Genomic DNA, 13,703 nt, shown 5'->3' on the forward strand with positions numbered 1-13,703 from the left:
TAAGAAAACTTAAATCCTGAAAAATTATGAAGAAGATTCTAACATTAGTAGGTGTTTCGGTATTAGGTGGTCTACTAACCTTAGGTGGTTACAAGCTTTTTATTGAAGAACAACAACCAGAGCAGTTAGCTGTAGAACAGGTTTCTGACTTACCTATATATGTCCCAACAAACACCACAATTAATGACTCTGCCGCAATAACACCAAACTTTGTTGAAGCCGCAGAAAAATCTTTAGATGCAGTAGTACACGTTAAAAATACTGCAATTGTATCTGCACCTGTTACGATGAGCGATTACTTTTTTGGTCGATCACAACCTCGTGCACAAGTTGGTACAGGTAGTGGTGTAATTATTTCACCAACAGGTTATATTGTAACCAATAACCACGTGATACAAAATGCAAATGAGATTAGCATCACATTAAATAACAACAAAACCTACATGGCAGAATTAGTTGGTACTGACGAAGCCACAGACATCGCACTTATTAAAATTGAAGCAGATGAAGATTTACCATTTTTAGCCTTTGGTGACTCAGATAGTGCTAAAATTGGCGAATGGGTTTTAGCTGTAGGTAATCCGTTTAATTTAAATTCTACTGTGACAGCTGGAATTATAAGTGCAAAATCGAGAGATTTAAGCGGTCAAAATACGCAGTCATTTATTCAAACCGATGCAGCTGTGAATCCTGGAAATTCTGGCGGAGCTCTAGTTAACACAAATGGAGATTTAATTGGTATTAATACAGCAATCTCTTCTCGAGATGGATCTTATATAGGCTATTCTTTCGCTGTGCCTAGCAACATTGCACGCAAAATTGTAAACGACATTATGGAGTACGGAAATGTGCAAAATGGTATTCTTGGTGTAATCGGAAGCGCTCTAAATAGTCAAACAGCTGAACAAATAGGTACTGACATGACGGAAGGTTTTTACGTTAGTGATGTTACAGAGGATACTGGTGCTGAAAAAGCTGGAATTAAAACAGGTGACATTATCAAAAAACTAGATAATGTTGAGATTAATAAGTTCTCAGATTTAGCTGGCTACTTAAAAACTAAAAGTCCAAACGATGTGGTTAATGTAACACTAATAAGAGATGGTAACCAAGAAGTAGTTCCTGTGACATTATTAAAAAATCCAATTTTTGAACTTCAAACCATAGGTATTATAAGAAATGCTTCAAAGAATGACTTAAAGAAATTCAAAACCGATTATGGTGTGAAAATTTCGCGCTTCGATGAGCGCTACCAAGCCTATTGGAACAGAGAAGGCATAGAAGAAGGTAGTATCGTTACGCGTATTAACGGTAAAAAACTATACTCAGTAGATGATGCTCAAAATGCAATGAAAACGAGGAGTATGAATGACCCTCTTCAGATCGAGGTCATAAACAAACAAGGTGAAAAAGTAGTCTACAACTTTAGATAAAAGACCTTAAAAACAGATTAAAATCACCCTTCAAAGTACAATTCTTTGAAGGGTTTTTATTTTCGGTAAAAAGTATTACGAAAACGTTTGAAATATGTATTTTTGCGCCAAATTAAAAAACACTAAACCAATAAAAAATGGGTTTTAACGACACTTACGAAAAAGAGTTAGCGTTTCAGGCAGACCGTCGAAGAGCAACGGTTGAATTTATTAAAACAGTGAGCGACCTTTGGTACGACAATTCCATTGAGCTTGTATTATTCAGAAATCAATTAATTGACAGAAAAGTGAGCGAAATTTTAAACTTGCACGAATATGCAGGTGAATTTGTTCAGAAACCAATTTCAATTTTTGATTCTGTAGAAATTGCTCAGGCAATCAAAAAATTAAATTTACCACCAGCTAAATTAGATATTGGTAAGTTAACTTATGAGTATCACTTAGAAGATCAGAAGTACGATAATGCCACTGCTTTTGTTGCAGCTAAATTAAAAGAAGCGAATAAGTCTAAGGAGTTAGAACCTAAAGACGTAATTCTTTATGGTTTTGGTAGAATTGGTAGACTTGTTGCGCGAGAGCTTATGACACGTACTGGCAAAGGTAACCAACTGCGATTAAGAGCTATCGTTACACGTGGTGAGATTAACGAAACCGTATTAGAAAAACGTGCATCGTTATTAAGAAACGACTCTGTACATGGAGATTTCTCTGGTATGGTTAGCGTTGATGTAAAAAATAGCGCACTAATTATTAATGGTACTACGGTAAACATCATTTCAGCAAACGCACCAGAAGATATCGACTACACAAAATATGGCATCAATAACGCATTAGTAATTGACAATACAGGTGCGTTTAGAGATGACAAGGCACTAGGCAGACACTTAAAAGCTAAAGGTGTTGAGAAAGTGTTACTTACTGCACCAGGAAAAGGAGTACCTAATATTGTACATGGTGTTAACCACTTAGAGCACAATCCTGATAAGGTGAAAATTTTCTCTGCAGCCTCTTGTACTACAAATGCCATTACACCTGTATTAAAAGCTGTTGAAGACTCTTTTGGTGTAAAATCTGGTCACTTAGAAACCATTCACGCATACACAAACGACCAAAACTTGGTAGATAATTTCCACAAAAAATATAGACGTGGTAGAGCTGCTGGTCTTAATATGGTAATTACAGAAACTGGTGCTGGACAAGCAGTAAGCAAAGCATTACCATCATTAGAGGGTAAATTAACATCTAATGCGATTAGAGTACCTGTACCAAATGGTTCTTTAGCTATTCTTAACCTAGAATTAGAAAAAGAAACTTCTGTAGACAGCATGAATACCATCATGAAAAAATACGCTCTAGAAGGCGACTTAGTAGAGCAAATAAAATATGAAATGAGTGACGAGCTAGTATCTAGCGATATTGTCGGTAGCTCAGCACCATCAATTTATGACAGTAAAGCTACCATTGTTAGAGCAGATGGTAAAAATGCTATCTTATATATATGGTACGATAACGAATATGGATACAGTCATCAAGTTATTAGACTTGCAAAATATATTTCTAAGGTAAGACGCTATACTTATTATTAGAATCTCTTGAAAAAGGAAAAAGAAAAATCTTGTCGTTTGGCAAGATTTTTTTTGTTTTAAAACATCCAAAGCAACACAAAGTGCGTATATGAACTGTTAAGTTAAATGATGTTGCATTTGTTTTAATTATTTATTGAAACAAATGCACATAAATTCATTATCTTGGCACCTAATTAACCGAACACAACCAAAACAATTACAATATGAAGTTTTTAGCTAAAGTCACTGTAATTCTTATAGTTACCTTTAACCTACAAACCTTAACCGCACAAACTCAGCAAGCCGATACTGAAGAACAGTACTCATTAAACAGTGGTACTATTGATAGTCAATTTGAATATGTTTTTAGAAAATCTGGAAACTTTAAAGGCACCAATGGGCAACCTTACGAAGCTGTAAAACAAGCTTGGTTATTAAAATTAAAGGCCAACGTTTTAGATTCGCTTAAAACAACATATAAAGATTTAACCAATTCTGAAGCAACTGTTGCCAATCAAGTTAAAGAAATTAACGATCTAAAAGCAAAGCTTGGAAACACACAAACCACTTTAGACCAAACCAACGAAGAAAAAAACAACATGGCATTATTGGGTATGCAAACTAGCAAAACTAATTATAATGTTATTATGTGGAGTATCATTGCTGCACTAACTGCCTTTTTATTATTCTTTATTTATAAGTTTAAAAACAGTAACTCGTTAACCAAGGAAGCTAAACATAAACTCGAAGAAGTAGAAACTGAGTTTGAAGAACACAGACGCAACGCTTTAGAACGCGAACAAAAAGTAAGACGTCAGCTTCAAGATGAGATTAATAAGAATAAGGCTTAGCAATTACCTTTTATAAATATTGAAAATCCGCAATTTATTATTGCGGATTTTTTTTATCTTATAAGATTATAAGAACTTGATTATAAAAAAACTTTGTTCAACTTTTTCAACTCCTAAATAATTGTCATGAGTAAAGGTTTAAAGCTAGAACATAAGCTTTTGATTTTTTTTGGTGGAATTTTCATAATGATGTTTTCTGGTTTTAATTACTTTAGAAGCATTCCTGGTATAACAAAAAAAGAAAAAAATGAAGCAATTATACTATACTATCTTGGTATGATATTTTGGATTGGAGGAATCATAGCTTTATATTATTTACTTTAATTCTATCCGCTTTTCTTAGAAGATAGAGTGATAAATTCATTTATACACAACCTCAAAACTTGAAGGTGTTATAGAATTAAAATTACTTAAAAAACCTACCTTTGCATTCCATTTATAAAGACCATGCGCATAGATATCATTACTGTTTTACCAGAACTTTTAAAAAGTCCGTTTGAAGCATCTATTCTTAAACGTGCCATAGAAGCAGATTTGGTAGAAGTACATTTTCATAACCTTAGAGATTACACTACAGATAATTATAAATCTGTGGACGATTACCAATTTGGTGGTGGTGCAGGTATGGTTATGATGATAGAGCCTATAGATAAATGTATTTCTGGTTTGCAAGCAGAGCGCAACTATGAAGAGATTATTTACATGACACCAGATGGTGAGCGTCTTAACCAAAGTATAGCCAACCAAGTATCCTTAAAAGAAAACATCATCATACTTTGCGGTCATTATAAAGGTGTAGACCAACGTGTGCGCGATAAATTTATAACAAGAGAAATCTCAATTGGAGATTATGTGTTGTCTGGTGGAGAATTGGGTGCAGCTGTGTTGTGCGATGCCGTTATTAGATTAATACCAGGTGTTTTGGGCAATGAGACTTCTGCCCTAACCGATTCGTTTCAAGATAATCTGTTGGCACCACCTATTTATACAAGACCACGAGACTATAAAGGCATGAAAGTCCCTGAAGTATTGTTTAGTGGTAATTTTGGTGAAATAGAAAAATGGCGAGAAGAACAAGCCTACCAACGTACCAAAGAAAGACGACCAGATTTACTGGATGAATAATCTTTTCAAAATTATTAATTAATAATTGCCAATTACCAATTAATAATTATCTTTGCACCCACTTTTGGATTAACCTCTGGCGAAAACCGTGAATGTTGATTTGAAACAACCATTATAAAAGAGAAAACATGGATTCTTTAGTAAAATTTGTACAAGACGAATTTGTAACCAAAAAAGACTTACCAGAATTTAGTGCTGGTGATACAATCACAGTATACTACGAAATTAAAGAAGGTAATAAAACGCGTACACAGTTCTTTAAAGGTGTTGTATTACAACGTAAAGGTAGCGGAGCTTCAGAAACGTTTACAATCCGTAAAATGTCTGGTACTATTGGTGTAGAGCGTATCTTCCCAATTAACTTACCAGCTTTACAAAAAATTGAAGTGAACAAGCGTGGTAAAGTGCGTAGAGCACGTATATTCTACTTTAGAGGTCTTACTGGTAAAAAAGCAAGAATTAAAGAAGTTAGAAGATAATCTAACACACATAACATTAAAAAAGCCTTCATTACTGAAGGCTTTTTTAGTTATTAACTTTTGTTGATAAGTACGGTTTATAAAATGTGCATATCTAAACCGTTAAAAAATTTGCATATTCGAAATATAAATCTACTTTAGCTAAACAATCAACAACAAACAGTGTTTGGTTTTAAAAGAAATTTTAAATTTATGTTAATTGTTTAAAGTAACGTTCTTTAAAATAATAAGATTGTTTTTTGAGGTTGGCGAACCGCTTGTGTAGGCAAGTGTTGGATAGTTAATCATGAAGCTTAAGTTTTATAGTATGCTTGCAGATTATAAAGCGTAAGCGGAAAGCTTTGAAAAAGTAACGGAAGCGAAAGTGAACGCGAAAAGGATGAGCAATGTTTTTGGACGTGTAGGACACGCAAGTGAAGAACAAAGAAGAAATCATCAAGAAAAACAAGTCTTATGAAACTTAGTAGTATCAGGTCAATACATTTTGAAAGATATGAAACGTTTCACTTGAAGTAGGAACACTTGAACTGAAAAGGATGATGATGAAAATCATACAGCTGAGTTAGTGAAAGCTAAATAGGTCACGTTAGTACTGTTTCAAAAAGAAGCCATGTCAGAACAGTTTTACTGTAGTGATATGGCTTTTTACTTTTATATACCTAAAGATTAATACTTGTCACTTCGAGTGAAATTCTTATGGAATTTTGTATCGAGAAGTAAACTAGTATGATGAATTTTCTTGTTTTCGATACAAATTTTAAGCTTTGTAAGCGTAAAATTCACTCTAACTGACGAAAATTCGTATCCTACTTTCCTCTATATTTGTTTTATGAATTTACAAAGCATATCTGACCAGAACCTTAGCAATAAAGACTACACCACCAACCTACTTCCAAAAGCAGAATACAGCTATTGCACCTTTACAAACTGCAATTTTGAGAATTCAGATATTTCTAACAACGTCTTTCTGGAATGTGAATTTGTGGATTGCAACTTTAGCAATATCAACGTAAAGCATACAACATTTAATGACGTAAGTTTTAATTCCTGCAAGCTCGTTGGTATTAATTTTAAAGATTGTAGTGAGTTTCTAATCGACTTCAACTTTCAAAATTGCAACCTTAATCTTAGCTCGTTTTCTGATATGAACATCAACAAAACATGTTTTAGCAATTGTAAGATGCATCAAGTTGATTTTACATTTACAGAAGCAAAAGAATCAAAATTTTCTCGGTGCGACTTAATGAATTCAATTTTTAATAACACCAACCTTGAAAAAGCAGATTTTTCAACAGCTTTTAACTTCAATATTAATCCCTCTGAAAACAATCTTAAAGACGCCCAATTTTCAAAAAATAATATTGAAGGGCTATTAAATACCTTCAAAATAAAGATTAAATAATAAATTTAATTGTTTGAGTATTTTGCTAAATAAATTCTCAAAATTATCCTTCAATTACTAGCAATCTCACAACCGCTAAACTGCATCAATTTTGTATATTTGCACAGCTTAAAAATAAGCTTAAGCATATTCACATTATATTTAACAACCTATGACCAAAACAGCAAAGATTGTTTATACAAAAACAGACGAAGCGCCAGCTTTAGCAACACGTTCTTTTTTACCAATTGTTCAATCGTTTACCAAATCTTCTGGTATAACTATTGAAACTAAAGATATCTCATTAGCAGCTAGAGTTTTAGCCGTGTTTCCTGATTATTTAACTGAAGAACAAAGAGTATCAGATGCCCTTAGCGAGTTGGGTGAATTAGCGAAAAAGCCAGAAGCTAATATTATAAAGTTACCAAACATTAGTGCTTCTATTCCTCAATTAAGAGATACTATAGAAGAACTTCAAGCAAAAGGGTATAAACTTCCTGATTATCCAGACGAGCCAAAAAATGATACTGAAAAAGAAATCAAGTCTCGCTACGATAAAGTTAAAGGTAGTGCAGTAAACCCTGTTTTGAGAGAAGGAAACTCAGACAGACGTGCGCCAAAAGCTGTTAAGAATTATGCTAAGAAAAACCCACACAGTATGGGAGCTTGGTCAGCAGATTCTAAAACTCATGTTGCAACAATGAGTGAAGGAGATTTTGCACACAACGAGAAATCATATACCACAACTGAAGCTACTGTAGTAAAAATAATACACACAGATACAGATGGTAATGCCACTATCTTAAAAGATAATTTAGCATTACAAGCTGAAGAAATTATTGATGCTACCGTAATGAGTAAAAAAGCGCTTTTACGTTTCTTAGAAAGAGAAATTAAAGATGCTAAAGCTCAAGATATTTTAATGTCTTTACACATGAAAGCTACGATGATGAAGGTTTCTGACCCTATCATTTTCGGTCATGCTGTAAGAACATATTTTAAACCTGTTTTTGAAAAACATGCTGACACCTTAAAAAGTATTGGTGTTGATGTTAATAACGGTTTAGGTAACTTATTAGATAATCTTGAGGAATTACCAGAAGCTAAGCGCAAGGAAATTAAAGCAGATATTGATGCTGCTTTTAACGAAGGTCCAGATTTAGCTATGGTTAACTCTGATAAAGGTATTACCAACCTACACGTACCGAGCGATGTTATTATTGATGCTTCTATGCCTGCCATGATACGTACTTCAGGACAAATGTGGAACAAAGATGGTAAGCAACAAGATACAAAAGCTATTATTCCAGATAGTAGTTATGCTGGTGTTTATACAGCTACAATAGACTTCTGTAAAAAACACGGAGCTTTCGATCCGACAACCATGGGTACTGTACCAAATGTTGGTTTAATGGCTCAAAAAGCTGAAGAATATGGTTCTCATGATAAAACCTTTGAAATAACATCAAATGGAAAGGTTGAAGTTATTGACGCTAACGGAACTGTTTTAACAAGTCATAACGTTGAAACTGGTGATATTTGGAGAATGTGCCAGGTTAAAGACGCACCAGTGCAAGATTGGATTAAATTAGCAGTTACAAGAGCAAGAGCATCGCAAACACCTGCTGTGTTTTGGTTAAATGAAGACAGAGCTCATGATGCAGAATTAATCAAAAAGGTAAATAAATATCTTCCTAATCACAATACTGAAGGTTTAGATATTAGAATTCTTGCACCTATTGAAGCTACTAATTTTACTCTAGAACGCATCAAGGATGGTAAAGATACAATCTCAGTAACCGGAAATGTTTTAAGAGATTACCTAACAGACTTATTCCCAATTTTAGAATTAGGAACCAGTGCAAAAATGTTGTCTATTGTTCCATTAATGAATGGTGGAGGTTTATTTGAAACTGGTGCTGGTGGCTCTGCTCCTAAGCACGTACAGCAGTTTGTTGAAGAAAACCACTTAAGATGGGATTCTCTTGGTGAATTTTTAGCACTTGCTGTTTCTTTAGATCATTATGCTGAAGTTAATGACAATGCTAAGGCACGTGTTTTAGGTGAAGCTTTAGATGATGCCACCGAGAAACTTTTAGAAAATAAAAAAGGGCCTTCTCGTAAAGTAAACGAACTAGATAACAGAGGTAGCCACTTCTATTTAGCATTATATTGGGCAGAAGCTTTAGCAAACCAAAATAAAGATGCTGATTTAAAAGAAGAGTTCACCACAATTTTTAATACACTTTCATCTAAAGAAGAACAAATTGTAGCAGAACTTATAGATTGTCAAGGAGAACCGGTAGAAATTGAAGGCTACTATTTCCCTAACGAAACCCTAACAAGCAGTGCTATGCGACCTAGCAATACACTCAATTCCATATTAAATTAAACTTTTGTTAAAAAGAGCTTCATTGAAAAATGAAGCTTTTTTTATATCCGTAAATTTGTGTTACAAATGCGCTATACAATCGTTTTATAATCAACATCAATTTTATAAACTATGGCTTTAACCTTTAGAGTTATACTACTCTTATTATTTTTTTGCCCAAGTGTACTAACAGCACAAGAAAAATTTACATTAAGCGGAACGATTACAGATAGTGAAAGTAACGAAACCTTGATTGGTGTGAATGTTCTTATTCCAGAAATTCAATCTGGTACCATGACCAATGAATATGGCTTCTACTCTATTACACTTCCTAAAGGAACTTACAACATTCAAATAAGCTATTTAGGGTTTAAAACCATAAGCCAAACTATCGAGTTAACTAATGACCTATCTAAAAATTTTCAACTTACAGAGGCTGCTGAGAGTTTAGACGAAGTGGTTATTACCGAAAATGTTGAAAAACTTAACATCAGAAAACCACAAATGAGTGTTAATGCCTTATCCATAAATACGATAAAGCAAATGCCTGTAGTTTTAGGTGAAGTTGATGTTATTAAATCCATCACACTTTTACCAGGTGTTACTAACGCAGGTGAAGGTTCTTCAGGTTTTAATGTACGTGGTGGTGCCGCAGACCAAAATCTTATATTATTAGATGAAGCCACAATTTTTAATTCATCACACTTATTTGGATTCTTTTCTGTTTTTAACCCAGATGCTATAAAAGATATTAAACTCTACAAAGGTGGAATTCCTGCAAAATATGGTGGACGTGTATCGTCTGTTTTAGATATTTATCAAAAAGAAGGCAATAGTAGTAACTTTCGCATGAATGGAGGCATTGGTTTAATCTCTAGTAGACTGTTAGCAGAAGGACCTATTAAAAAAAATAAAGGGTCCTTTTTGTTTGGAGGTCGCAGTAGTTATGCCCATTTGTTTCTTCCGCTTTTCGACCTTGATAATGTGGCCTATTTTTATGATTTAAACACCAAATTAAGTTACCGCTTAAATAATAATAACAGCATCTTCTTATCAGGTTATTTTGGTAGAGACGTATTTAGTATTCAGGATAGTTTTGAAAACACTTACGGTAATACTGTAGTTAATTTTAGGTGGAATCATTTATTCTCAGATAAATTATTTTCTAACCTGTCGCTCATTTACTCTGATTATTATTATGGCTTAGATTTAAATTTTGTAGGTTTTGAATGGGAATCTGGTATAAGAAACTTTAATGTTAAGTATGATTTAAAACATTATATAAACAATAATTTTAAATTAGAATATGGTCTAAATAGTATCTATTATAAATTTAATCCAGGAGAAATTAACCCTAATACCGAAGATTCTGGTATTAATCCTTTTAAGCTAATAGATAAATATGCCTTTGAAAATGCTGTCTATCTTGATGCAGAACATAAACTAAGTAAAAAGCTTAGTCTTAGTTATGGAGCTCGATTCAGTACATTTCATCGCTTAGGTCAAGACGAATTAAATAGTTATGAAAATGACAATCCTGTTATTTTCAATGCAGATTTAGGCATTTATGAAAAAGCAGAACCAATAGACACAGAGTCCTTTAGTAGAAGTGATGTTATTGAGTCTTTTGCCAATATTGAACCACGCTTTTCTTTAGCATATCAGCTTAATGATTATTCGTCAATAAAAGCAAGTTACAATAGAATGTCTCAATATCTTCACCTTCTATCTAATACAAATTCACCAACACCATTAGATGTGTGGACTCCAAGTGGTAAGTATATCAAACCACAACTTTTAGATCAGTATGCGCTAGGTTATTTTAGAACTTTTAAAAACAATACATTCTCATTAGAAATTGAAACGTTCTTTAAGACCATAGACAACAGAATAGATTATATTGATGGGGCAGATCTTATTGCAAACAATGCCATAGAACAAGTTATTCTTAATGGAGAAGCTAGAGCTTATGGCCTGGAAGTTCTATTTAGAAAAAATGAAGGACGATTAAAAGGATGGTTAGCTTATACGTTATCAAAATCTGAACAAAAAACACCAGGAAGAACAGAAACAGAAACAGGTATTAATAATGGTGAATGGTACAATACTCCTTTTGACAAAACGCATGATATCTCTCTTACAGCAAGCTATGATTTAAATAAAAAATGGAAATTGAGTTCCAATTTTATTTTTCAAACTGGCCAACCTGCCACTTTTCCAAACGGTCAATATGAGTATAATGGTATTGTAATACCAAGTTACGAAGCCAGAAACTCAAGTAGATTACCATCATATAATCGATTAGATGTTTCTGCAACCTATAACCCAAATCCAGATAGTCAAAAGCGATTTAAAGGTGAATGGGTTTTTGGAATATATAACGTTTATAACAGAAGAAATGCTGCTAATATTACATTTAGAGAAGATAGAATTACTGGAGTTAATGAAGCTGTAAGACTTGCTATTTTTGGTATCGTACCCTCTATTTCTTATAATTTTAAATTTTAAATCATGAAAAAGATTATAACCCTTTTCCTAATTGTTCTTGTGTTTACAAATTGTGAAGATGTTATAGATGTGGACTTAAATACTGCTGAACCAAGGTTGGTTATTGATGCATCAATTAACTGGTTCAAAAATACTTCAGGAAATGAACAAAGCATAAAATTAACATTGACTGCACCCTTTTTTAATGACTCAGTTCCACCAGCCAATAATGCCATAGTAAGTATTACAGATGCTAATAACAATATATTTAATTTCGCTGAAGATGGTCAAACAGGGATATATAGAAACAATAACTTTATACCTGTTATAAACAACACTTACGTATTAACTATTATTTACGAAGGTGAAACTTATACGGCTACAGAAACTTTAAAGTCAGTCGTTCCAATCGATTATGTAGAACAAAATGACGAAGGTGGGTTTTCTGGTGAGGATATTGAATTAAAAGCATTTTATACAGATCCTGCAAATATTGAAAATTACTATTTTTTTGAGTTTATAAGTGACATTGCCGTCATCCCAACGTTAGAAGTATATGAAGACCGCTTTACAGACGGAAATCAAATATTTGGATTTTATACAGAGGAAGATTTAGCTACAAATGATATTGTAACTATAAGAAATTATGGGGTTTCAGAACAGTTTTACGACTATATGTTTATATTATTACAACAAGGAAGTGAAGAGTCTGGAGGTCCCTTTGAAACGCAACCAGCTACAGTTAGAGGTAATTGTATAAATAATACAAACCCTGAAAACTATCCGTTTGGTTATTTTAGATTATCTGAAGTAGATGAATTAATTTATACAGTTCAATAACAACAATTACATCTTAAATTCTGTAATTTTAGCCTATGAATTTTGAAAAAACTACAGAAAAAGAATCTCATTACAATCATCTCGAAAAGATGACAATCAAAGAGATTATAACTAACATCAACAACGAAGATCAAACCGTACCTAAAGCTGTAGAAAGAGCTTTACCACAAATCGAAACATTAATTAGAGTTATTGTCGAAAAATTACAAAGTGGTGGTAGACTATTTTACATAGGTGCAGGCACAAGTGGTAGATTAGGAATTTTAGATGCGTCTGAATGTCCACCAACTTTTGGTGTTCCACACGATTTAGTAATTGGGGTAATTGCTGGTGGAGACACAGCAATTAGAAAAGCTGTAGAAAATGCAGAAGATTCTACAATTCAAGGTTGGAAAGATTTAGAACAATATAAAATATCTAAAAAGGATGTTGTTGTTGGTATAGCTGCATCCGGTACAACACCATATGTAGTTCATACATTAGAAAGGTGTAATATCGAAAATATCATTACAGGCTGTATAACTTGCAATAAAAATAGTCCTTTAAGTCTTACAGCTCAATATCCAATTGAAGTGACTGTTGGACCAGAATTTTTAACAGGAAGTTCAAGAATGAAAGCTGGAACTGCACAAAAGTTAGTTCTTAATATGATTACCACTACGGTAATGATACAGTTAGGACATGTAAAAGGAAACCGTATGGTAGATATGCAACTTAGTAATAATAAGCTTGTAAATCGAGGTATAAAAATAATAATGGAAGAACTTAACATACCACTAGCCACAGCAGAATCACTACTTAAAAAATATAAATCCGTAAGACTAAGTATCGAAAATGGAAGAAAACAACAAAACTGATAAAGAACTTCTTAGAAAAGGCATAAAACGCTTAGTTGTTTGTCTATTCCTGATGTTCTTAGGACCAACTCTTCTTCATATTGCTTTTAGCAATAGCGAAAAACCATTATACTATCCTATTTTAATGGTAGCCATTCTAATTTGTATTACAGCTATTGCAATACTTTATATTGGTTTAAATACAATAATGGATAGCATATTTAACAAGAAAAAATAATATAAAAAACAAAAGACCCTTACTAGTTTTAGTAAGGGTCTTCAAAAAAGGCGGCGACCTACTCTTCCACAAGTGCAGTACCATCGGCGCAAACGGG

The 13,703-nt window shown here is 33.2% G+C and carries 12 protein-coding genes; all 12 read left to right on the forward strand.

What is annotated here, in order from left to right; all coding sequences use genetic code 11:
- The first annotated feature begins 26 nt into the window (after positions 1-26).
- The 12 genes from ACXAFS_RS08640 (at position 27) to ACXAFS_RS08695 (ending at position 13,606) form a co-directional block, all read left to right on the forward strand.
- Positions 27-1,433: a S1C family serine protease gene (locus ACXAFS_RS08640; protein ID WP_475306403.1), complete on the forward strand. Its 1,407-nt coding sequence runs from the start codon at positions 27-29 to the stop codon at positions 1,431-1,433.
- A gap of 137 nt (positions 1,434-1,570) precedes the next feature.
- Positions 1,571-3,019: a glyceraldehyde-3-phosphate dehydrogenase gene (locus ACXAFS_RS08645; RefSeq protein ID WP_475306404.1), complete on the forward strand. Its 1,449-nt coding sequence runs from the start codon at positions 1,571-1,573 to the stop codon at positions 3,017-3,019.
- Between the two features lie 203 nt (positions 3,020-3,222).
- Positions 3,223-3,849: a tRNA (guanine-N1)-methyltransferase gene (locus ACXAFS_RS08650; protein WP_475306405.1), complete on the forward strand. Its 627-nt coding sequence runs from the start codon at positions 3,223-3,225 to the stop codon at positions 3,847-3,849.
- Positions 3,850-3,975: 126 nt separating this feature from the next.
- Positions 3,976-4,173, forward strand: coding sequence for a hypothetical protein (locus ACXAFS_RS08655; protein ID WP_475306406.1), 198 nt, complete (start codon positions 3,976-3,978; stop codon positions 4,171-4,173).
- A gap of 123 nt (positions 4,174-4,296) precedes the next feature.
- Positions 4,297-4,974: a tRNA (guanosine(37)-N1)-methyltransferase TrmD gene (trmD, locus tag ACXAFS_RS08660; RefSeq protein WP_475306407.1), complete on the forward strand. Its 678-nt coding sequence runs from the start codon at positions 4,297-4,299 to the stop codon at positions 4,972-4,974.
- 128 nt (positions 4,975-5,102) lie between these two features.
- Positions 5,103-5,453 carry a 50S ribosomal protein L19 gene (gene rplS / locus ACXAFS_RS08665; RefSeq protein WP_475306408.1) on the forward strand — a complete coding sequence of 117 codons (351 nt, stop codon included), beginning with the start codon at positions 5,103-5,105 and terminating at the stop codon, positions 5,451-5,453.
- Positions 5,454-6,282: 829 nt separating this feature from the next.
- A complete protein-coding gene (locus ACXAFS_RS08670) occupies positions 6,283-6,855 on the forward strand; it encodes a pentapeptide repeat-containing protein (RefSeq protein ID WP_475306409.1) in 573 nt (190 codons plus the stop codon).
- 151 nt (positions 6,856-7,006) lie between these two features.
- Complete coding sequence (locus ACXAFS_RS08675) at positions 7,007-9,226, forward strand: NADP-dependent isocitrate dehydrogenase (protein WP_475306410.1); 2,220 nt, start codon at positions 7,007-7,009, stop codon at positions 9,224-9,226.
- Between the two features lie 111 nt (positions 9,227-9,337).
- Complete coding sequence (locus ACXAFS_RS08680; RefSeq protein WP_475306411.1) at positions 9,338-11,713, forward strand: TonB-dependent receptor; 2,376 nt, start codon at positions 9,338-9,340, stop codon at positions 11,711-11,713.
- 3 nt (positions 11,714-11,716) lie between these two features.
- A complete protein-coding gene (locus tag ACXAFS_RS08685; RefSeq protein WP_475306412.1) occupies positions 11,717-12,532 on the forward strand; it encodes a DUF4249 domain-containing protein in 816 nt (271 codons plus the stop codon).
- 35 nt (positions 12,533-12,567) lie between these two features.
- Positions 12,568-13,389, forward strand: a complete 822-nt coding sequence (gene murQ, locus ACXAFS_RS08690) for an N-acetylmuramic acid 6-phosphate etherase (RefSeq protein WP_475306413.1) — start codon at positions 12,568-12,570, stop codon at positions 13,387-13,389.
- Positions 13,367-13,606 (forward strand): DUF6095 family protein, encoded by a 240-nt coding sequence (locus tag ACXAFS_RS08695; RefSeq protein WP_475306414.1) that lies wholly within the window; start codon positions 13,367-13,369, stop codon positions 13,604-13,606. The genes murQ and ACXAFS_RS08695 overlap by 23 nt, the downstream gene beginning before the upstream one ends.
- Positions 13,607-13,703 lie beyond the last annotated feature (97 nt).

This window comes from Winogradskyella sp. ABM4_392 (assembly GCF_056160445.1).